This is a genomic window from Streptomyces sp. NPDC025651, from assembly GCF_055558735.1.
Map to the genome: position 1 here is coordinate 45,049 of NZ_JBVHLZ010000014.1, position 21,732 is coordinate 66,780.

Here is a 21,732-nt window from a genome sequence, read left to right on the forward strand (position 1 = left end):
AGAGAGGGCGGGTGAACGCCGAACGGGTCGGCGGCGGCACCCGGACCGCAGCGGATCAGGCCCGGCGCAGCACCATGGCCGCGTTGAATCCGCCGTACCCGCGGGCCAGGACCAGCGCGGTCCTGAGCGGTGCCTCACGGGCGGCGCCGGTCACCAGGTCGAGCGCGTAGTCGGCGGCGGGCCCCGCGACGTTGGCGGTCGGCGGGACGACGCCGTCGCGCAGCGCGAGCAGGGCCGTCGCCACGTCGAGCGCCGCGCCGCCGCCGAACAGCCGCCCGGTCATGGTCTTGGGCGCGGTCACCGGGACCCCGGACGGGCCGAAGAGCGAGACCAGGGCCTCCGCTTCGACGCGGTCGAGCTCCGGGACGCCCGCGGCGTCGGCGAAGACCACGTCGACGTCATCGGGGGTCAGCCCCGCGTCGGCCAGGGCCTGTGCCGCGGCCCGGCGCAGCCCCGGCGGGCGGCCGGAGCCCGGGCGCGGGTCGAAGGTCGCGGCGTACCCCGCGATCTCGCCGTACACCTGGGCCGCGCCGCGGGCCCTGGCCGCCTCGGCGTCCTCCACGAGCAGGATCGCGCCGCCCTCGCCCGGCACATAGCCGCCGGCGTCGGCGGAGAAGGGCAGATACGCGCGGTCCGGGTCGTCGGCGGCGCTGAGCCGTCCGGTGGAGACCTGTGCCACCCAGCCCCAGGGGCAGAGCGCCCCGTCGACCCCGCCGGAGACCACCAGCGGGATGCCCTTGCGGATGTGCCGCCGGGCGTGGCCCAGGGTGTCGAGGCCGCCCGCCTGCTCGGTGACCAGGACTCCGCTCGGCCCGCGCATCTTGTGCCTGATCGAGATCTGACCGGTGTTCACCGCGTAGAACCAGGCGAAGGACTGGTACGCGCTGACGTACTCCTTGCCCTTGCTCCACAGCTCCTGGAGCTCCCGCTGGCCGTACTCGACGCCGCCGCCGGAGGCCGCGGTGACCACGCCCATGCCGTACTCGTCGAGCTCCGCCGGGTCGACGGCGGCGTCCTCGACCGCCCAGTCGGCGGCGGCCAGGGCGAGCCTGGTCATGTGGTCGGTCTGCGGGAGCAGCCGGCTCGGGACGTGGTCCTGCGGGACGAACCCGGAGACCTCACCGGCGATCCTGCCCGGGTACTGGTCCGCGTCGAAGCGGGTCACCGGGCCGAGTCCGCTGCGGCCCGCCAGGGTCGCCGCCCAGTACTCCTCGGTGCCCAGGCCGTTGGGGGCGACCACTCCGAGGCCGGTCACCACTGCTGTCGCCGTCACCGGCCGCTCCTTTCGGGTCGGGCGAGGACCAGGGCGGTCTGGAAGCCGCCGAAGCCACTGCCCACGCTGACGACCGCGTCGGTGCGCCGCTCGCGCGCGTGCAGCGGGATGTAGTCCAGATCGCAGTCGGGGTCGGGCTCGTGGAGGTTGGCCGTCGGCGGCAGGACCCCGTGTTCCATCGCCAGCGCGCAGGCCGCGGCCTCCAGGCCGCCGATCGCGCCGAGCGAGTGCCCGATCATCGACTTGATCGAGCTGACCGGGATGTCGTGCGCGTGGTGGCCGAAGCTCCGCTTGAACGCGGCCGTCTCGTGCCGGTCGTTCATCCTGGTGCTGGAGCCGTGGGCGTTGATGTAGTCCACGTCCGACGGGTCCATCCTGGCCTCGGCCAGCGCGACGTCGATGGCCTCGGCCATCTCCCGGCCGTCGGGCTTGAGGCCGGTCATGTGGTGGGCGTTGCAGCGCGAGGCGAACCCGGCGATCTCCGCGTAGACGTGGGCCCCGCGGCGCCGCGCGCTCTCCAGGTCCTCCAGGATCAGGGTGGCCGCCCCCTCTCCGAGCACGAGCCCGTTGCGGGTGCGGTCGAAGGGCCTCGAGGCGTGTTCCGGGTCGTCGTTGCGCGGGGTGGTGGCGTGGATGGCGTCGAAGCAGGCCGAGGTGATCGGCGTGATGGGGGCCTCGGTCGCCCCGGCGACCACCATGTCGACGCTGCCCTCACGGATGAGTTCGGTGGCGTGACCGAGCGCGTCGAGGCCGGAGGTGCAGCCGGTGGAGACCATGGAGGCCGGGCCCTCCGCACCGGCCGTCCAGGCCAGCTCGCCCGCCATCGAACTCGGCACGAAGTGGCGGTACAGGTCGGGCACCGCGTACTCGTGGTCGACGGTCCACTTGCGGCCGCCGTTGCTGACCACCACGTACTCGCGCTCCAGGCTGGTGGTGCAGCCCACCGCGTTGCCGAGGGTGGTGCCGATCCGCGTCGGGTCGTACGTGTCCGTCTCGACCCCGCTGTCGGCCAGTGCCTCGCGGGCGCTGACCACCGCGAACTGCGCGGCCCGGTCCAGGCGCCGTATCTCCTGCGGGTCCAGGCCCGCCGCCTCGGGGTCGAAGTCGCACTCGGCGGCGACCCGGGAGCGGAACGGCGAGGCGTCGAAGTGGGTGATGGTGCGGGTGGCGGAGCGCCCTGCGGTCAGCATGTCCCAGTAGGCCTTCACACCGATTCCGCCCGGGGCGACGACGCCCAGTCCGGTGATGACCACCCTGCGGGTCACGGTCGCCCCGCCTTCCGTATGTCCGGCGCGGCCGGATCTGCGTGTCTGGCTCTCGAAGTCACTGGTCCCCTCCCACTGCCTTGGCCTTTCGTACTGCCAGGTCATGGTCGGCCGGAGGCCTGGACAACGGCTCGAGTCCCGGTACGGGCGGCGCCGCCCGGCGGATCGTGTCCAGGAGCAGGGCCTGCCTGAGCGTCTCCCGGTGATCGACGTCATGGCCCGCCGGGTCGCGCACCGCGTCGGCGAACGCCCTTACGGAGTTGGCCACTTGGTCGTCCGCTTCCAGGGGGACGAGGGTGCCCCGGCCCCCTCGCTCCAGGCGGAGCTCCGGGCGGTGATCGGCGGGCGGGGTGAAGGCACGGTCCACCGCGAGGCTCCCCTCGGATCCGAGGATCTCGTACCGCGACCGGTAGCCGCATCCGATGCCGAAGGTCAGCTGGGCGGTGACGCCGCCGGGCCCGCGCAGCAGCGCCGCGCCGGTCGTCTCGGTGGCGAGCCCGGCCGGCCGGTGCAGATGCGCCCCGGCCACGTCGAGGCCGGGTCCGAGCAGGTGCAGGGCGGCACGGACCGGGTACAGGCCGACGTCGAGCAGCGCGCCGCCGCCCAGCTCGGCGCTGAACCGGATGTCGTCCGGCGGGAGTTCGGGAATGGTGAAGGCGGCGCTGAGGGACCGGGGGGTGCCGATGGCCCCGTCGGCCACCAGCCGCCGGACGGCCGCGTGCTGGGCGTGGTGGACGAACATGACGTTCTCCCTCAGCACCAGGCCGCGCGCCCTGGCCAGCGCGAGCAGCCTGCGCGTCGTCGCCGGATCGCCGGTCAGCGGCTTCTCGGCCAGGACGTGCTTGCCCGCGAGCAGCGCCCGTTCCACCCACTCGGCGTGCAGCGCCACGGGCAGCGGCGCATAGACCGCTTCCACGTCGTCGCGTTCCAGGAGGGCGGCATAGCCCTCCACCGGCACACCGCCGAACCGCTCCGTCTGCTCGGCCGCCCTGGCCGCGCCGCGGCTGGCGACGGCCGCGACCTCGGTCCGGTCACAGGCGGCGAAGGCCGGCAGCATCCGGCGGCGCGCGATGTCGGCCGTGCCGAGCACCCCGATCCGTACCGGCAGGGCCCGCTCCGGCGGGGCGCTCATGCGGCCACCTCGACGGTGGTGTGGTCGCCGACCACCAGGCGGTGGCGGCCGGGGCCGGTGTCCGTGGTGCTGACCACGGCCGCCCTGCCGATCAACGAGCCGTGGATTCCGTGCACATGACGGACCGTCGCCCCGTCGAGCGCGATGGAGTGGTCCAGGCGCGCGTCGCTGAGCCGGCAGTCGCGGCCGATCGCGGTGTGCGGTCCGACCCAGCTGTCCTCGACGACGGTGCCCGCGCCCACGATGGCCGGGCCGTGGATGCGTGAGCGCACCACGCGCGCGCCGGCCTCCACGACGACCTCGCCGACCAGTTCGCTCAGGGAGTCGACCTCGCCGTCGGTCCGGGCCACGAGCGCGTCGAGCAGCTCGCGGTTGCACTCGAGTACGTCGTCGACGCGACCGGTGTCGCGCCAGTAGCCGTCGTACTCCGAGGCCGTGACCCGCTCGCCGCGCTCGACCAGCCAGGCGATGGCGTCGGTGATCTCCAACTCGCCGCGGGCGCTCGGCTCGATGGCGGCCACGGCCTCGTGCACCGCGGGGGTGAAGAAGTACACGCCGATCATCGCGAGGTCGCTGAGCGGCTGCTCCGGCTTCTCCGCCAGATGGGTCACCCGGCCTTCGGCGTCGACCTGGGCCACGCCGAAGGCCCGGGGGTCGGGCACCTTGTGGACCACGACGTGGGCGGCGGGGCGATGCGCGCGGAACTCCTCGGCGATCTCCGTCACGCCCTGGGGCAACATGTTGTCGCCCAGGTACATCACGAAGTCGTCGTCGCCCAGGAACTCCCGGGCGATGGACACGCAGTGGGCGAGCCCGCTGGGCTCGGCCTGCGGGATGTAGGTGATGCGCATGCCGTGGCGGCTGCCGTCGCCGAGGAGCGCGGTGATCTCCGGCGCCCAGTCGCCGACGATGATGCCGACGTCCCGGACGCCCAGCTTCCGCAGGTTGTCCAGAATGTGCTCGAGCACCGGCTTGTTGGCTATGGGAATCAGCTGCTTGGGCATCGAGTAGCTGAAGGGACGCAGGCGGGTACCCTTGCCGCCCGACAACACCAGGGCCTTCATGGACCTCTCCTCACCGTGACGGCCGCTCCCCACGGAGGCGGCCGTGGGCACGGGGGCGGCGCTGGCGCCCCGGGCCACGTTCGGACCTCGAACCCTGGTCCCCTGCGGTCGAATGCCTCTCAAGACTCGGTATCGGGCGGTGTCCGCCGCGACATCGGCGCCGGTCATCCCGCGCGCAGCAGCTGCGGCCGAACGCTCCAGGCGTCGGCGGCCGGCTCCCAGTCGGTGCCCGGGGCCCCGCTGAGGATGGTGTGCTGCAGCCGGGCGACGGCCTGCGAGGGTTCGAGCCCGAGCTCCCGCTTCATCGCGAGCCTGAGCCCCGCGTACACCTCAAGGGCCCGGCCGCGCCGCCCCACCCTGCAGAGCGCGGCCATGTGCTGCGCCTGGAAGGTCTCGTCCAGCGGGTACTCGGCGCACAGGCCCGCGAGTTCGCCCATGATCTCGTGGTGGCGGCCGAGCCTCAGGTCGGCCTCGATCCGGCGGCCGAGCAGGGCGAGCCGGGACTCCTCCAGGAGGCGCGCCTCCGCCGTGAGCCTCGGCCCCGTCTGCACGTCGACCAGGGCACGGCCCCGCCACAGGGACAGCGCCTCGCGGAACCCGACGGCCGCCGCGGCGTAGTCGCCGGCGGTCATCGCCCGCTGTCCCGCGGCCGCCCTGGCCTCGTACTCGCGTACGTCGACGCTGCCGCCCCCGGTGTTGAGGAGATAGCCGCCCGGCTTGGTGACCAGGACGTCCTTGACGTCGAGGCCGGTCCGCACCGGGGCCTCGCGCAGGGTGGCGGCGATCAGGTTGCGCAGATGAAGGATGTACGTCTGCAGGGTGGTCGGGGCGCTGCGCGGCTGTCGCTCCTCCCAGAGCTCCTCCATCAGGCAGTCCACGGACACGAACCGGTCCGGGGAGAGCGCGAGCAGGGCGAGCACCTTGCGGGGTTTGGCCGCCGTGGGCACCACCGACGTCTGCTGGTGGGTGACCCGGCACGGTCCCAGCACACTGATGTCCAGCATCGTGGTCACCGCCCCTTCGCCAGCAGTTCCGCGGCGGGCGCGGGCACCGGGTCGAGGCCGGGGTGCGAGGCGAGGATCGCCTGGTGCAGCCGCTGGACGCGGGGCGACGGCTCCAGTCCGAGCTCGTCGATGAGGGTGGCGCGCAGCCGCCGGAAGACCTCGAGGGACTGGACCGCGCGGCCCGACCGGTACAGGGCCACCATGAAGTGGGCGTGCAGCGCCTCGTGCAGCGGCTGTTCGGCGGTCAGGGTCGTGAGCTCGTCCAGGAGCCCGTGGTGCCGGCCGAGGCGCAGATCCGCCTCGATGCGCAGTTCGAGGGCGCCGAGCCGGCTCTCCTCCATGGCCATGTACTCGATGCGCAGCTGGGGCCCCTTGGGCACGTCGACCAGGGTGGGCCCGTCCCACAGCCGCAGCGCCTCGCCGAGGAGGGCGGATCCGGCGTGGTCGTCGCCGTCGGCCAGCTCCTGGCGGCCGCGGGCTATCAGGGCGCGGGCGCGGTGGAGGTCGACCGATTCGGCGGGCCGGGCGAGGCGGTATCCGCCGTGCTCCGTGGAGAGCATGTCCTTCGCCGAGAGGCCGGGGCGGTCACCGATCGCCGCGGTGATCCTTCTCCGAAGTTGCAGTACATACGTTTGCAAAGTCGTGGCGGCGCTGCGCGGTGGATCCTCCTGCCACAGCTCCGCGGTCAGCTCGTCGACGGTGACGATCTGCCCCGCGCGCACGGCGAGCAGCGCCAGCAGCTGACGCGGCTTCGCCGCCGACGGCACAACGGACACATCACCGATCCCGGCACGCAGCGGCCCGAGCACTCCAATGTCAACGATCACGGTTTTCCCCACTTACCCCACGGTCGGACGCCCTATCTGGACGAATCTCCACAACCTTCACAGCTGCGATGCGCAAGGGACAGTGCGGAGCTCATCAGCTGCCCGTGTACGGATCACCGCACCCCCTGTGGGCCGCTCCCGCCCGGGACATGAATCGTTCATACCGGGAACGTGAAGGAGGCACTGGCCCCTCTTCCCGGTGATGGCATTAACTCCTGACGAAGGCTTCTCCAGGCTTTCTCGAGAAAGTCTCGAGGTCTTCCTACGCACGTCCCGGACCGCTCCCCGCGCAGGGGAGCGGCAACAGAGCAGAGGAGACGACATGACGCTCGACCACGACTGGCGCTTCGCGGAGCTCATCGCACGGACCTGGACCGACGCCGAGTTGCGTGCGCGCTACCTCGCCGACCCGCGCGACGTGCTCGCCGAGGCGGGCATCGAGCTCTCCCCCGGTTCCGCGGTGCCCGCGCTGCTGCCCGGGGAGGAGCTCGACGTGGTCGTGGACCGCTTCGACACCCTGCCGGCCGCGGCCCCGACCGCCGGGTTCTGCCTGAGTCTCGCGGACGAGCCGACGCCGGCGTTCGCCTCCGCCGCGGAGACGCCGGCCGCATGACCACCGGGCGAGGGCAGGGCGAGGGCGCGCTGATCGGCTTCAAGCCGCATCTGCGGCCCGAGGTGGTGGCGGGTGACGGTGTCTATCTGGTCTCGGAGCACGGTGTGACGGCCGTACCGGGGAGCCATATGACGGCCCTGGCCCCCCTGCTGGACGGCACCCGCGATCTGCGCACGCTGCTGCGGGACGCGTCGCCGCAGGTGCCGCCCGCCCAGGTCGGCCACCTGGTCGGCCAGCTGACCCGTTCGGGGCTGCTCGACCACCGGCGCCCCGACGAGGACCGGGCGGAGGCCGACGCCGCCGCGGCGGCGTACTGGGAGATCGCCGGCGGCGAGGAGGTCCGGCGGGCCGCCGCCGGCCGGCTGTCGCTGCGGATCGTGGCCGTCGGCGACATCGACACCTCGGAGCTGCTCGCCTCCTGCCGCGGCGCCGGGCTCACCGTCGTCGACGCGCCCGGCGACGCCGCCCTCGACCTCGTGGTGTGCGAGGACTACCTCGACCCGCGCCTCGGCGCGCTGGACGCGGCCCACCGGGCCGAGGGCAGGACCTGGCTGCTCGCCAAGCCGTACGGCACCGGCGTCTGGGTCGGCCCCGTCTTCCGCCCCGGCGACGGGGCGTGCTGGCACTGCCTGGCGCACCGGCTGCGCGGGCACCGCGCCGCCGAGTCCCCGGTCCGCCGCGCCCTCGGCGAGGCCCCGGCGCCGCCGCCGCGCGCCGCGCTGCCGGTGACCGTCGGTCTCGGCACCGGCCTCGCCGCCCTGGAGTGCGCGAAGTGGCTGGCCGGGCACCGGCACGAGGCGCAGGACGGCGTGGTCACCTTCGACACCCTCACCCTCACCAGCCGCACCCACCCCCTGGACCGCCGGCCGCAGTGCCCCGAGTGCGGGGACGCCGGCCTGACGGCGGCCCTGGCCGACCGGCCGGTCGTCTTCACCTCCCGCGCCAAGGCGGTCAGTTCGGGCGGCGGCCATCGCGCCCTGTCCGCGCAGAGCGTCCTGGACCGCTACGACCGGCTGGTGAGCCCGGTGACCGGAGTGATCAAGGAGATCCGCCGCGACGACCGCGGTCCCGCGCTGCTCAACGTCTACCGGGCAGGGCACAACCTGGCGCTCGGCCCGCGCCGCATGTCCGAACTGCGCTCCTCGCTGCGCCAGGAGAGCGCGGGCAAGGGCCGCACCGCCCTCGATGCCCGGGTCGGTGCGCTCTGCGAGGGGGTCGAGCGGGTCAGCGGCACCTGGCAGGGCGACGAGCGGCGGGTGCGCGGCTCGCTCCGCTCGCTGGGCGAGCGGGCCATGGCCCCCGGCGGCGTACAGCTCTGGCACGAGCGCCAGTTCGCCGGGCGGGACGCCTGGAACGCGGGGGCCCATCCCTTCCACCTCGTCCCCGAGCGCTTCGACGACGACGCCGTGCTCGACTGGACGCCGGTCTGGTCCCTGACCCGGCAGCGCCAGGTGCTGCTGCCGAGCTCCCTGCTCTACTACAACGCGGCCGACCGGGCCGCGCGCCGCATGGCACCGGCCGACTCCAACGGCTGCGCGGCCGGCGGGACCCTGGAGGACGCCGCGCTGCAGGGGCTCCTCGAACTCGTGGAGCGCGACGCCGTGGCGCTGTGGTGGTACAACCGGACCCGCCAGCCCGCGGTCGACCTGACCGCCTTCGCCGACCCCTGGATCACCGAGGTGCAGGAGGCGCACGCCGCCCTCGGCCGCGAGGTCTGGGTCCTCGACGTCACGTCGGACCTGGGTGTCCCGGTGATGGCGGCGCTGTCCCGGCGCACCGACCGGGCGGCCGAGGACATCGTGTTCGGCTTCGGCGCGCACCCGGACCCGCGGGTCGCGCTCTCCCGGGCCCTGTCGGAGATGAACCAGCTGCTCCCCGCGGTGCTCGGCGCGCGGCCCGACGGCACCGGGTACGAGTGCTCCGACCCGGTGGCCCTCGGCTGGTGGCGCACCGCCACCCGCGACGGCCTGCCCTACCTGGCCGCTTCCCCGGCCGCCGGGGCCCGCACCCCCGCCGACTACGCCTACCGCCCCACCGACGACCTCCTCGGCGACCTCACCGAGCTGCGCCGACGTCTGCAAGAGCGCGGCCTCGAAGTCCTCGCGCTGGACCAGACCCGGCCCGACCTGGGGCTTCCGGTGATCCGCATGATCGTTCCCGGTCTGCGGCACTTCTGGCCCCGGTTCGCGCCGGGCCGCCTCTACGACGTCCCCGTCACCCTCGGGCGACTGACCTCGCCCACTCCGTACGACGCCCTCAATCCCGTACCGCTCTTCGTCTGAGCCCCGTCCCTGGAAGCCCTGTGCCCTCTCCTGCTTCACCCGTCGGCCCGTCATCGGCACACGTCACCGAAGGCGAACTCTGGTCGCTGTGCGAGGACGTCCATCTGCAGCTCGAGGGCTCCCGCATCGCACTGCGCTCACGCTGGGGCACCCTGCGGATCCCCCGGCCGACGCCGGTGCTGCGCGAGGCCCTGCGCCGGATGGAGCTCGGGCCGGCCCGGCTGGAGAACGTGCCCGGCACCGACGACCTCCGCCGGCGGGTCCAGCTCCTGGTCGACCTGCGACAGCTCGGCGGCCTCGTGGTGCGCTCCGTCGGCGCCGACGACGGCCGCAGTTCACTGCTCTCGGTGGTGCCGACCAGGCCCGAGTCCCCGCTGGAGCCGGCCGCCGTGCCGCAGGACCGGCCGCTGCGGCTCTCCCGGTTCGCCGCGCTGCGCCCGGACGACCGGGGCTGGGTCCTGGAGTCGCCGCTCTCGTCGTTCCGGGTGGTCTTCAGCCGTCCCGAGACGACCCGGCTGATCGCCGCGCTCGGCCAGCCCGTCACCGCCGCGCGGGCCACGCGGTCGCTGCCGGTCTCCGCGCAGTCGGCGCGCACCATGCTCTCCTACCTCATCGGGACCGGCATGGTGCAGGCCGCGGAGGGCGAGGAGGGCGAACCGCGCTTTGCCGAGGACTCCGATCCGGTGCTCAGGTCCTGGTCCCCGCACGACCTGATGTTCCACTGGAGCAGCAGGCCCGGGCTGAGTGACGGGGTGTTCGGCGCGACCTACCCGCTGCGCGGCGCACAGCCACGGCCGCCCGCGCTCAAGGAGCTGCCCGAGGGGCCGCGCGTCGCCCTGCCCCGGCCCTCCGAGGAGTCGGGGACCGGCCTGGACATGTCGCTGACCGACGCGTTGGAGCAGCGGGTCTCGGTGCGCGCCCACGGGGCCCGGCCCCTGACGCTCGCCGAGCTCGGTGAACTCCTGTACCGGGCGCTGCGGGTGCGGACCGGCGGGGCGGCGGCCCCTGAGCGGGACGCCTGCCCGCACTCCGACCGGCCCTACCCGAGCGGGGGCGGCTGCCACGAGCTCGAGTTCTATCTGAGCGTCGGCCGGTGCGCGGGCCTGGCGCCCGGGGCGTACTACTACGCCCCCGCGGAGCACTGCCTGGTGCGGCTGCCGGACCAGGAAGCCGCGGTCGGCCGGCTGCTCGCGGAGGCCGGGACGGGCGCCGGGATGTCCGGTGTGCCGGACGTCCTGCTGACCATGACGGCCCGCTTCGCCCGGGTCTCGTGGAAGTACAGCGGGCTCGCCTACGCGCTGACGCTCAAGCACGTGGGGGTGGTGCAGCAGACGCTGTACCTGCTCACCACCGCCATGGGGCTCGGGGGTTGCGCGATCGGTACGGGGGACACCGGGCAGAGCGCCCGCGCGTTCGGGCTCGACTGGCGCGAGGAGTCCGCGGTCGGCGAGTTCTTGTTGGGTTCACTTCCGGACAACGACGGCGCCCGATCCGTATCAGAGGTTTACTGAGCCGGATCAAAGGTGTACGGAGTCGGCACTCCTGCACGCATAAACCGTATTATCGCCCCTGATGTCGACCAAGGGGGAAACCGATGACGGTGCCGGCCGATCACCTGAGACGCTCCGAGGCGTGCGAACAAGCACCCGGGGCCGACTGCACCGAACCGAATGAGACAAAACTTGTCGCGCTCGGTGCCACGGCGCCGCCGCCGCGCTTCGCGCTGGCCGTCGTCTTCATGGTGATGAGCGGATTCTTCGTCATGCAGGTCGTCGACATCCTCGACGAGGGCGTCACGCCGCTGAGCATTTCCCTGTGTCTGACCGTGCTGCCGCTGACCATCGTCCTGCAGCTGGTGCAGACGCTGCCCCGGACGAAGTCCGTCCGCGACCGCTACGGCCGCTGGATCCTGGTCGTGCAGATCCTGCTGGTGACCGTCCCGTGTCTGGCGCTCGGCTGGGCCTGGGGCGGCATGGGCGGCTTCGTCGGCGCCTCCGCGCTGCTGGTCCTGCCGGTGCGCAAGGCGGTGCCGCTCTTCGGTCTGCTGGTGCTGCTGATCGGTCTGTGCACCGGCCTGCGGGAGGGCTTCGGGACCGTCGCGGTGCTGTACATGATGGTGTCGACCCTGTTGACCGGCATCATCGTCTACAGCCTGATCCGGCTCGCGCTGCTGACCATCGCCGTGCACGAGGCCCAGGACGACTTCGCCCGGATCGCGGTCACCAAGGAGCGGCTGCGCTTCGCCCACGACCTGCACGACCTGCTCGGCTACAGCCTCTCCGCGATCACGCTCAAGGGAGAGCTGGCCTACCAGCTGGTGGAGCGCTCCCCGGAGCGGGCCAGGGAGGAGCTGCGCAGCATCGTGGACACCTCGCGCGAGGCGCTCACCGATGTACGGGAGGTGGCGCGGAGCTACCGTTCGCTGTCGCTGCTCAACGAGCTCTCGTCGGCCCGCTCGGTGCTGTCCGCCGCGGGCATAGAGGCCCATCTGAAGGTGGACTACGACCGGCTGAGCAGCGCCGCCGACACCGCGTTCGCCACCGTGGTGCGCGAGGGCATCACCAACGTGGTCCGGCACAGCAACGCCTCGCGCTGCCGGATCGAGGCCACGCAGGAGGACGGGGTGGTCAGGCTCAGCATCGTCAACGACGGAGTGCGGCCCGCCGGACACGACTCCGGGGAGCAGCGCGGCGGCGGTCTCGACAGCCTCTCGGCACGCCTCGCCGCGATCGGCGGCCGGCTCACGGCGGGGCCGGACGCGGAGGGCAGTTTCCACCTCCTCGCCGAGACCGCCCCGACACGCACCTCCACCACGGACTCCGGCCGCACCCCGGGGAGGCCGGGCTGAGGGCTGCCGGGGTGAACGGGCTGCCGGGGTGAACGGGCTCAGGGGGACGTCCCCCCAGACTCCCCCCGGGCCCCTGAAGCACCGTCACACGCACCCGTCCGCCACATCCGAACGGCATGGGGTGTCCAGGCTCAAGAGGGACACACGGGCTGGTGCGGTTGGTCCGGCTGGTAGGTCGCGCTTTCCTGCCGGGTAAGGTCTCGACGAACAGCCCTGCATATCTTCTTGACGGATTCTTCCGCGGTGGGCAGGACGACCTTCCACAACCGAACCGTCTCGTCATAGCTTGCGGTGGCGAGAGTCTTCCCGTCAGGACTGAACGCCACGGATTCGATTTCATCGGTGTGGCCGGTGAGGGTTGCTCGCGTTCTGGATGTAGCCACATCCCACAGCCGTACGGTCTTGTCCATGCTCCCCGACGCTACTGTTTTCCCGTCGGGACTGAATGCCACAGATGTAACTTCGTTGCTGTGGCCGGTGAGGGTGTCCTTGGCCTTTGCCGTGGCCGTGTCCCAGAGCCGTAGTACATTATCGAGGCCTGCGGTGGCGAGAGTTTTCCCGTCGGGACTGAATGCGATGGCGTAGACGGCATCGGTGTGGCCGGTAAGGACGGCTACAGTTTTCCCTGTCGATACGTTCCACAGTCGTGCTGTTCTGTCACGACTTGCAGATGCCAGAAGTTTCCCGTCAGGGGAGAAGGCAACGGCGTAGACGTAGTCGTCATGGCCGGTGAAGGTAGCTTTCACCTTCCCCGTGGTGACATCCCACAGCCGGACTTTCTTATCCCAACTTGAGGTGACCAGGGTTCTCCCGTCGGGGCTGAATTCCACTGCCGTGACGTCATCGGCGTGGCCGGCGAGGACGGATCTGGTCTTTCCTGTGGCTGTGTCCCACACTCGCACCGTGTTGTCCCAGCTTGCGGTGGCCAGGAACTTCCCATCAGGACTGAACGCCATGTCGAAGACGCAGTCAGTGTGGCCGGTAAGGACAGCTCGCGTTCGGCGCGTCTTCACGTCCCACAGTCGTGCTGTTCTGTCGACGCTCCCGGTGGCGAGGGTTTTCCGGTCGGGGCTGAATACCGCAGTGTAGACGTCGCCGGTGTGGTCGGAGAGGGTGGCCTTGGTTTTACTGGCGGCCACATCCCACAGTCGTATCGTCTTGTCCGCGCTTGCGGTGGCCAGGGTTTGCCCATCGGGGCTGAACTTTATGGAGAATACGGAGTCGGTGTGACCGGAGAGTGTCATTTGCGTTCTGCCGGTATGGACGTCCTCCAGTTGCACCTTGGTGCGGACGCCGACAGCCAGGGTTTTCCCGTCAGGACTGAACGTCAGGGAGAAAACTCCGTCAGGGTAGTTGAAGTGGGTCTTGGCTTTCCCCGTGCCCACGTCCCACAGTCGCACTGACTTGTCCCAGCCTCCAGTGGCCAGGGTTTCCCCATCAGGGCTGAATCCTAATTGGTAGATGGCACCACTGTGACCGGAGAGAGTAGATTTTTCCCTTCCCGTAGCAACATCCCACAGTCGTGCCGTTTTGTCGGTGCTCGCAGTGGCCAGGATTTTCCCATTTGGACTGAATTTCAAGTCGGGTATGGAACGGATATGGCCGGCGAGGATGGCTTTCGTTTTCCTCGTCGCCACGTCCCACAGCCGTGCTGTGTGGTCAGCACTTCCCGTGGCGAGGGTTTTCCCGTCGGGACTGAACACTGCGGCTTGGACCTTGCCGGTGTGGCCGGTGAGGACGGTTTCGCTCTTCCCCTCTGCCACGTCCCACAGCCGTGCTGTCTTGTCATGGCTTGCAGTGGCCAGGGTTTTCCCGTCCGGGGAGAAGTCCACGGAATAGACGTCGTCGGTGTGGCCGGTGAGGACGGCTTTGGTTCTCCCTGTGGCTACGTCCCACAGCCGTACCGTGCTGTCCCTGCCTCCGGAGGCCAGGGTCCGGCCATCTGGGCTGAACGCCATCGCGTCCACCGGTTTCGTGTGACCGGTGAGGCGGAGTTTGAGAGGAAGACCGGCGGCGGAGTAGAGGCTGGCCACGGCCTCGGGGGTGCGGTTGACCCGGTAGGCCTGGACCGCCAGGAGGGACGCCAGGTCAGGATTGCCGCCGCGCAAAGTGTCCGATTGCGCAGCCATCTGCCGGGACAGGGCCACGCGCTGTGCGGCGACAGCCCTGTTGCGCTCCCGGTCGCTGTTACGACTCTGCTGCCACGCGACCAGGCCCGCGGTCAGGGCGAGGACGAGGAGGACGGACAGGCCCGCGGTGAACCTGCGCAGTCGGCGGGTGGTACGGGCGGCTGCCTGTCGTTCCTTTTCTCGGGCGGTGGTGCTGGCGGTGAGGAAATCCCGTTCCAGTTCAGTGAGGTCCTCGTGCTGATGGGGACGTGGAAAGTGTTCCTCCGCGTCGGCCAGGCGAGCGCCGCGGTAGAGGGCACCGGGGTCGCAGTCGAGTTCGGTCCACACGGTGGCAGCCTCGGTCAGGCGCCGGTGGACACGCAGGCGCTCGCGGTCCTCCTCGATCCAGGTGTGCAGGCGGGGCCAGCCGGTGATGACGGCCTCGTGGGCCAGGTCGACGGTGTCCTGGTCCAGCGTGACCAGGCGGGCACGGGCCAGCCGGTCCAGCACCAGGCTGATGGCGGCCGAGTCGCCGGGGCCGAGTTCGGCGCGTTCGACGGGGCGACGCGTGTCAGGGACGCCGTCGCCTGGAGTGATCAGGCGCAGCAGGATACGGCGGGCCAGATCGGCGTGGTCGGCGGAGAGCTGGGTGTAGAAGTCTTCGGCAGTGCGGGCGAGCGCGCCGGTCACCCCACCAGACGCCTCGTACGCCTCGACCGTCACGGCCCGGCCCTTGCGTCGGCGCCAGGTCTCCAGCAGCGCGTGGGAAAGCAGCGGCAGTCCGCCGGGCTCGTCCGCGGTCTCCTCGATCAACCGGGCGGTCAGGGCGCGTTCCACGATCAGCCCGTGGGCCGCGGCCGGTTTGACGATGGCCGCGCGCAGCTCGGCGGGGCTCATCGGCGTTACTGGCGTGCTGGCCTCACCGACGGCCCTGGCCAGGTCGCCGTGGTGCAGACAGCGGCCGTAGAAGTCCGCCCGTACACCCAGCACCACCCTCAGCCGGCTACCGGCCTGCCGAGCGGTCAGCAACCGGTCGATGAACCGGTCGCGTTCTTCGGGGTCCTGGCAGAGGGTGAAGACCTCCTCGAACTGATCGACCACGAGCCAGGTGTCCCCAGGCGCGTCAGCGGGGGTGAGCACCTGCTCGTGGGTGCGCAGCGGCCGGGCGCCGGGGGTGAGGATCCGGACCGCCGCCGGGCGCAGCGCCGGGTCCTTGGCATTCAGCAATCGGGGAATGAGGCCGGCGCGCAGCAGAGAGGACTTGCCACTGCCCGAGGGCCCGAACACGATCACACACCGGTGAGCGCCGGCCAGGTCGGCGAGTACGTCGGTCAAGTGGGTACGGCCGAAGAACCGGTCACTGTCGCCGACCTCGAACCGGGCCAGACCCCGATACGGCGAGACGGCCGACTCCTCGTCCTCGCTCGGCGGCTCGGCGGCGGCCTGCTCACGCCGGGCGTCACGCCAGCGCCGCTCCCACTCCTCGACGTCCCCGCCGCACGCCTTCACATACGCCAGCGCCAGGGGCAAGGACGGCAGTTTCTCCCCCGCGGCCGCGCGTGCCAAAGCGGCAACCGAATACCCCGCCTTCCCCGCCATCACCCGATAGGTCGGCGCACCCGCCTCCTCGCGCAGACTTCGCAACTCGTATGCGAACCGCGCGCCCGGACCCGCCCCCGGATCCACCGGCTTCTCACGACGCCCCACCGCACCCTCCCCCGTAGACCGGCCCCACATGATCTCAGCACGCCACCACAGGGCGGCAGAAGGAGATCACCAGCCAACCCCGCCGGCTGCCTGTTTTTTTGTCTCACAGCACGTCAACGGGGTGCGAGACAACGACAACGCCACTGAACTCTGTGGGGCAGGACCGGCCCGCCGCCACCAACGGGGGGATGGTGCGGCCCCGGCCGGGACCGAGCTCCGGCACAGGCCGTGCCAGCCGAATCAATCAATCAATCAAAGTTGATGTGCATCGGCCCGGGTGTGTGAGCCGGAGTGCGTGCCCCTGCCTGCCCCATCCGGAAGACCGCCCATGAACGGCACCGCCGGGCTGCGCGGGTGTACCGACATGACGTCAGCGTGCGTGCGCAAGGCGGCAGTTGAACAACAGGCCGGCGTACGTCCGGGACTGTCCTTTCGCACTTTTCCAATCGCCTCATGAGAGCAAAGGGGAGGTACCTGAAAGCCATGGGACGGCCTGAATCGCATCTGGACCCGTCGAGTGGGCCACTGCAGGAGTTTGCATACGAGTTACGCGAGCTCAGAAGAAGGGCTGGAAGCCCGCCGTACAGGGCGCTCGCAGCACGTGCCAACTACTCAGGGGCATCACTTTCCGACGCGGCTCGGGGGATACGTCTGCCCAGTTTGAAATTGACTCTGGCATACGTGGCTGCCTGCGATGGCGACGTCGAGCGGTGGGAGAAGAACTGGAGGGAAACCGAATCTGCGATCTCCGCTCAGAGCGAGAGCCACGAGAGCTGCCCCGACGAAGCCGCGATACATGCCACGGAGCCTCTCCACGGCCTGGTGACGGCGGTGACACCCGGCACGGAGGACGACATGCGGTTCCTTCTGCGGTCTCAGCCCGCGGTGATAGGCATCGCCGGAGCCGCCGTGCTTGTTGGTGTCACCCGCCTGGCGTCTCGGGGCCCCGCGGAAACGATCATGGCTGGAGGGTGCCTGGCATGGGGCTTTCTCCTCGGCAGGGCGCTCGGTAACGCCCGATGAGTGCCGCCGGGCGTCCGTCAGGAAACCTCCGCGTCACATCAGACCGATGGAAAGGAAATCTGTGGAAGTGAAAGAGATGTCAGTTGCTGCCGATTCGCGTGACGGATTGGAGGAGGTCGATCACGTTCTTCTACGGCTCGGATTGGGGTCGTTGAAGGCCGGGACGAGGGTACGCAGACATCCTGGCCGGAACACCAACTGGAGCGGCTGGACAGACAGCGGGAGGAAGGTCTTCGTAAAGAAGTTGCAGGGGACGCACGAGGTGTCCAAGGCGCGTATTCGTCAATGCCGAGACTTTGAGCGGTTACTGACGGACAGTACTCCTTGTGGGATCTCGTCGCCCCGATGCCTGGGTACCGACGAGACGGCCCAGGTGATGGTGTTCGAGCTGGTCGAGGACGCCGAGTCGGCTGCGGATCGCGCCAAGCGCGGTGAGCTGACCGAGGAACTGCTGCGCGTCGTGGGGCTGGCCTCGGCGCGACTTCATCAGCTGCCGGTCGACTCGCTGCCCGCCGGTCCGCCGCCGACTCCCCTCTTGCCGTCCTCAGAAGTCCTCGACGGCATGCCCCTCGGCCTGTACGAATCTCTGTCAGCCGCCGAGCTCCAGGTCTGGAGTCTGATGCAGCACGACGTCGCGCTCGCGGGGGCCCTGCGTGAACTGGAGCGGAGCGAGGGACGGGCGGATCCCGTGGCGGCCCACTGCGACCTTCGGCTCGACCAGTTCCTGCTCTCACGGGGCGAGGTCTTCCTCACCGATCTGGAAGAGTTCCGGCCGGGGGACGCCGCTCGCGACCTGGGCGGCGTCGTCGGTGACATCCTGCACCGGAGCCTCCTGGATTCCTTCGACACGGAAGCCTTCGAGGAAGGCGAGGCGGCAGACAACCGCTCCCGGATGGTGGAGCTGATGAGCGAGGGAATCAGGTCGTCCCGCCCTCGGACAGCGGCGTTCTGGTCGGGTTACCGCGGCGCACAGGCCCCGGGCAAGGATCTGGTGAACCGCGTCGTGGCTTTCGCCGGCTGGCATCTGCTCGATCGACTGCTCGCCGGAGCTCGGTCCGCGCCTCGATTGGCACCCCTTCCTCGCGCCGTCGCAGGCATCGGCCGCAAGCTGTTGCTCACCCCGTCCGCTTTCGTCGCCACTGTGGGGCTTACGGAGGGCGGCTCATGACCAGGAGTGCATCTGCTGCGAGCGGCACCGGCCAGTCGGCGGAGGACGCGGCTGGTCCTCTGCTGTCCCAGCACCTCACCGCGGTACTCGACGCGGTGGAGATCGACACGGATGGCCCGTCGGCGACCGTGTTCGGTCACTCCGTCACCGCACCGCACCTGCGAGCGCTGATACCGCCGCTCGCCACGGCCCTGTACCACCTGGTGCATGTCGGTCGCCGCTCGCTGGAACCGACGCCGCAGCAGGACCTGGTCGATGCCGGCCTGCAGGCCCGGCTGGCTCATGCCGTACCCCATCGGCACACGCTCCACCGCGTGCCGGTCCTGGGCATGCTCCAGAACGACTTCATCGTCGACTTGGGAGGCGTTCGAGTCCGGGCCGGGCAGGACCGCGTGGCCGACTCCCCGCCCGTCTCACCGCCGCCCGCGGAAGTAGGGGTCCGGGTGACCTCCATGCGACCGTGGCTCTCTCCCGGCTTCTTCCTGGTCGACGGTTCGCGGCCGTTGGCCGCCGAGGGGCCGGTGCTGCGGGTGTATCTGCACGTGACCACAGCCGACGCCACTGTCCAGGCGTGGACCCGCACGCTCGCCTATCTGGAGGCACAAGGCATCGGCTACCGGGCCAAGGCAGCTTCCGGCGCAGGCGCGCTGCCGCGTCGAGATGGCGTTGTCATCTATCTGAGGCGCCATGGCCGAGGACTGCTGCGCGGAATTGCTGACGCCGTCGCAGATGTGGAAGGCCTCGGCGCGGACGCCTCGTCGTTCACCCACCCGTTGGCCCCGGGCATCGCCGTGGCCTGGGAACCCGCGGACGACCGGCCCGGAATGCGCAACACCAGTCTGGGCGAACACCGTGCACGCGCCCTGGCGGAAGGACTGGTCCACCACGCGCTGCGCCAAAGGGACCGCTCTCGGAGGTCGACGGTGCGAGAGGCCCTGTTGCGGGCGGGGGTCGACCCTCTGGAGCCGGCCCGCAACCTCTCCTCCCCACTGCTCCCCGACGGATTTTATGAAACGTCGTAGCCGTTCAACCTGTCATCAAAAGAACCTTCCTCGACCCTCGTTTCTCCTCCTACATTCATGACTGCCCGCTCAAGTTGAACCGAGAACAAGAGGCGCCCGAGACGACGGCCTTCTTGCGGGCAGGACCAGAAGAAATCCACACGAGGGAGAAGAAATGAACGACATCGAGCTTGCCGGGGAATTCGAGACCTACACGAGCGTCGAGGAGGTTGCCGCCGAGGGAACCGCCGACGAGGCACCTTCGGCCCTGACCAGCATCTCGGTCACGGTCATCGCCAGCATCAAGTGGGGTTGCTGAACCAGAATCACCCACAGGTCCGCTATGGCCGACGGAGTTCCGTCGGCCATAGCGCCGCCTCCTCGACCCGGCCTCGTTGACATTCGGCAGGGCGAATGAATTTCATGGAGCCTCGAATGGACATCTCCGTCATACTCCCCTTCATGCCCACCGACGGCAGGCAGCTCATGCCGTTCGCCAGGATCGTCGGCGAGGGCGACGCCCATCGGCTGTGGACAGGTCAGTCACTGATCGTGGAGCCACACTCCGCCCTGGCCTACGCCGCGGGGGCCGGGGCGCGCATCCCCGTCGGCACCAGCGTGGCCCTCCTGCCTCTGCGCCATCCGTTCCAGGCGGCTCTCCAGGCTCGGTCCCTGGCCGCGCTCACCGGTCACTCCGTGGTCGCCGGTCTGGGAACGGGCCCCAGACCGTTCGTCCAGGCGCTGCGAGGCACCGCCTATGCCAGCCCGCTGGGCGCCGTACGCGAGTACGTGACCATCATGCGGGATCTCCTCGAGGGCGAGTTGAGCCGGCGGAGCGGCGACTATTTCGCGATGGGCGGCGGGCTCCCGCCCTTCAAGAGCCCCCCGGTCGAGATCGGCTTGGGCGTGCTGCGTCCCAAGATGGCAGAGCTGGCCGGTGAAACGGCCGATGTCGCCATCACCTGGCTCGCGCCTCCGTCCTACATCAAGGACGTCATCGTCCCCGCCCTTGACAAGGGAGCAGAACGCGCTGGGCGCGCCCGTCCGCGGGTGACGGCAGTCGTTCATGTCTCGCTGGACTCTCCGGGACGCGACCACTCACACGTCGTGCGGGCCGCGTCCCACGCTCATCTGCAGGCTCCCCACTATGTCGACATGCTGAATCGGGCCGGCATCACTGTCGACCCCCAGGATCTGCTCGGCGCTGCCTCCCAGTTGATCGGCAGCGGCACGGCGGCGGTCGGCAGCCTCGACGAGGTCCTCCGGTCCCTGGCCGTCTACCGCCGCGCCGGAGTGGACGAGGTCGTCCTCAGCACATTCGGTATACAGGCGAAGGAGGGGACGTCCGCATCCTTGGACGTGCTCAGGGCCATCCTGACGGCCTCCTCCGCAGCGGCTCCGAACGATGCCTGCCCGGTGCGGCCATGACGGGGGGACCAGCCGGGCAACCGGCGTTCTCGCCCCTCAGGTTGTTGCTGGTCGGAACCGGAGCGTTGGGTGTGTCCTCGCTACCCGGTTGGCTCGGTTGGTTGCGCGAGAGCTATCCGCACCTCGAAACAAAAGTGCTGCTGACCCGCCAGGCCCAGCAGTTCGTCGCGCCCGCCGCGCTGACGGCGATCACCGGCAGCCCAGTCCTCGAAGACTCGTGGCCTTCGACGCCCCGAACCACCGCCATGCACGTGGAACTTGCCCAGTGGCCCGATGCCGTAGCGGTCTACCCGGCAACCTTCCATTTCCTCGGCCGATTCGCACTGGGCCTGGCCGACACCCCCGCGATGCTGGCGTTGCAGTGCACCAGCGCCACGATCGCCCTGGCCCCCTCCCTCCCGCCCGCCGGGATTGACAGCCATGCCATGCGCTCTCACCTCGCTGTGCTCCGCGAACGCCCCAATGTCGTCATCGCCGAACCAGGTGTCGGGCCGAGTGCCACCACGGGACGCCTCGATGCCGCGACCGCCGCACCTCTGCCGAGCGTGCTGAAGTTGATCGAGCAGCACCACACACAGCGATCCGCGACATGAGCACGGTCTCGGGCCCCCCTCCCGCCCCGCCCGGGAAGCTGATGGACGAATACGGCAGCGGGCACGTCCGTACCCGGATCCTTGCCGACCACGACAACTGGTTCGTATGGATACGACGCCCGGGCGACGTACGCACCCAGCCATTCGGCCAGTTGCCCTTCGACCGGTCCTGGCCTGCGGCGCATGGATCCCCACGCCGACCGGTGCAGTGGGCTCTGCCGCAACTCCACGACGGAAGCCTCCGGTACACGGTGGGCGGGTACCGCTCGCTGGCGGGTCTCCTCGTCTCCGGCGACAGCCGGACCGCCCGTGCGGCTCCTGACGTGTTGCACGGCGTGGGCACACTGCTTCGCACCCTGCACTCCGCGCCACACGCCCCAGACCTGGAACGTCCAC

Annotated in this window: 17 protein-coding genes; 10 read left to right on the top strand and 7 right to left on the bottom strand. The window is 70.5% G+C overall.

The genetic code is table 11. The annotated features are described in order from the left end of the window. Positions 1 to 55: 55 nt before the first annotated feature. The 6 genes from ACZ4D5_RS37025 to ACZ4D5_RS37050 all read right to left on the bottom strand — a co-directional run bounded on the left by ACZ4D5_RS37025 (position 56) and on the right by ACZ4D5_RS37050 (position 6,565). The gene (locus tag ACZ4D5_RS37025) at positions 56 to 1,273 is read right to left on the bottom strand and encodes a ketosynthase chain-length factor (protein ID WP_467776861.1); all 1,218 of its coding nucleotides are present in this window, start codon (positions 1,271 to 1,273) and stop codon (positions 56 to 58) included. Further along, entirely contained in the window at positions 1,270 to 2,538 is a 1,269-nt protein-coding gene (locus ACZ4D5_RS37030; RefSeq protein WP_467776862.1) for a beta-ketoacyl-[acyl-carrier-protein] synthase family protein, read from the bottom strand. Before ACZ4D5_RS37030 ends, ACZ4D5_RS37025 begins: the two co-directional genes overlap by 4 nt. A gap of 58 nt (positions 2,539 to 2,596) precedes the next feature. Further along, positions 2,597 to 3,670 (bottom strand): Gfo/Idh/MocA family protein, encoded by a 1,074-nt coding sequence (locus ACZ4D5_RS37035; RefSeq protein ID WP_467776863.1) that lies wholly within the window; start codon positions 3,668 to 3,670, stop codon positions 2,597 to 2,599. After that, on the bottom strand, positions 3,667 to 4,734 hold the full coding sequence (locus ACZ4D5_RS37040; RefSeq protein WP_467776864.1) for a glucose-1-phosphate thymidylyltransferase: 1,068 nt from the start codon (positions 4,732 to 4,734) through the stop codon (positions 3,667 to 3,669). Before ACZ4D5_RS37040 ends, ACZ4D5_RS37035 begins: the two co-directional genes overlap by 4 nt. A 164-nt stretch (positions 4,735 to 4,898) precedes the next feature. Continuing rightward, entirely contained in the window at positions 4,899 to 5,738 is an 840-nt protein-coding gene (locus ACZ4D5_RS37045) for an AfsR/SARP family transcriptional regulator (RefSeq protein WP_467776865.1), read from the bottom strand. Between the two features lie 5 nt (positions 5,739 to 5,743). Then, positions 5,744 to 6,565 (bottom strand): AfsR/SARP family transcriptional regulator, encoded by an 822-nt coding sequence (locus tag ACZ4D5_RS37050; protein ID WP_467776866.1) that lies wholly within the window; start codon positions 6,563 to 6,565, stop codon positions 5,744 to 5,746. A gap of 322 nt (positions 6,566 to 6,887) precedes the next feature. Between ACZ4D5_RS37050 and ACZ4D5_RS37055 the strand changes: the two genes are divergently transcribed. The 4 genes from ACZ4D5_RS37055 to ACZ4D5_RS37070 all read left to right on the top strand — a co-directional run bounded on the left by ACZ4D5_RS37055 (position 6,888) and on the right by ACZ4D5_RS37070 (position 12,308). After that, entirely contained in the window at positions 6,888 to 7,178 is a 291-nt protein-coding gene (locus ACZ4D5_RS37055) for a hypothetical protein (RefSeq protein ID WP_467776867.1), read from the top strand. Beyond that, positions 7,175 to 9,460 carry a TOMM precursor leader peptide-binding protein gene (locus ACZ4D5_RS37060; protein ID WP_467776868.1) on the top strand — a complete coding sequence of 762 codons (2,286 nt, stop codon included), beginning with the start codon at positions 7,175 to 7,177 and terminating at the stop codon, positions 9,458 to 9,460. The genes ACZ4D5_RS37055 and ACZ4D5_RS37060 overlap by 4 nt, the downstream gene beginning before the upstream one ends. 20 nt (positions 9,461 to 9,480) lie before the next feature. Beyond that, positions 9,481 to 10,971, top strand: a complete 1,491-nt coding sequence (locus tag ACZ4D5_RS37065; RefSeq protein WP_467776869.1) for a SagB/ThcOx family dehydrogenase — start codon at positions 9,481 to 9,483, stop codon at positions 10,969 to 10,971. Positions 10,972 to 11,054: 83 nt separating this feature from the next. After that, the gene (locus ACZ4D5_RS37070) at positions 11,055 to 12,308 is read left to right on the top strand and encodes a sensor histidine kinase (protein WP_467776870.1); all 1,254 of its coding nucleotides are present in this window, start codon (positions 11,055 to 11,057) and stop codon (positions 12,306 to 12,308) included. Between the two features lie 131 nt (positions 12,309 to 12,439). Here the strand turns inward: ACZ4D5_RS37070 and ACZ4D5_RS37075 are convergent, their stop codons facing one another. Then, positions 12,440 to 16,123: an nSTAND1 domain-containing NTPase gene (locus ACZ4D5_RS37075; RefSeq protein WP_467776871.1), complete on the bottom strand. Its 3,684-nt coding sequence runs from the start codon at positions 16,121 to 16,123 to the stop codon at positions 12,440 to 12,442. 453 nt (positions 16,124 to 16,576) lie between these two features. Between ACZ4D5_RS37075 and ACZ4D5_RS37080 the strand changes: the two genes are divergently transcribed. From ACZ4D5_RS37080 to ACZ4D5_RS37105, 6 genes are all read left to right on the top strand, one after another. Then, positions 16,577 to 17,146, top strand: a complete 570-nt coding sequence (locus tag ACZ4D5_RS37080) for a helix-turn-helix domain-containing protein (protein WP_467776872.1) — start codon at positions 16,577 to 16,579, stop codon at positions 17,144 to 17,146. Positions 17,147 to 17,222: 76 nt separating this feature from the next. Next, positions 17,223 to 18,314 (top strand): class V lanthionine synthetase subunit LxmK, encoded by a 1,092-nt coding sequence (lxmK, locus tag ACZ4D5_RS37085; RefSeq protein ID WP_467776973.1) that lies wholly within the window; start codon positions 17,223 to 17,225, stop codon positions 18,312 to 18,314. 95 nt (positions 18,315 to 18,409) lie between these two features. Next, entirely contained in the window at positions 18,410 to 19,336 is a 927-nt protein-coding gene (locus tag ACZ4D5_RS37090) for a T3SS effector HopA1 family protein (protein WP_467776873.1), read from the top strand. A 154-nt stretch (positions 19,337 to 19,490) separates the two neighbouring features. After that, the gene (locus ACZ4D5_RS37095; RefSeq protein WP_467776874.1) at positions 19,491 to 19,634 is read left to right on the top strand and encodes a hypothetical protein; all 144 of its coding nucleotides are present in this window, start codon (positions 19,491 to 19,493) and stop codon (positions 19,632 to 19,634) included. 116 nt (positions 19,635 to 19,750) lie between these two features. Then, a complete protein-coding gene (locus ACZ4D5_RS37100; protein ID WP_467776875.1) occupies positions 19,751 to 20,743 on the top strand; it encodes an LLM class flavin-dependent oxidoreductase in 993 nt (330 codons plus the stop codon). After that, the gene (locus tag ACZ4D5_RS37105; protein WP_467776876.1) at positions 20,740 to 21,336 is read left to right on the top strand and encodes a flavoprotein; all 597 of its coding nucleotides are present in this window, start codon (positions 20,740 to 20,742) and stop codon (positions 21,334 to 21,336) included. Before ACZ4D5_RS37100 ends, ACZ4D5_RS37105 begins: the two co-directional genes overlap by 4 nt. Positions 21,337 to 21,732 lie beyond the last annotated feature (396 nt).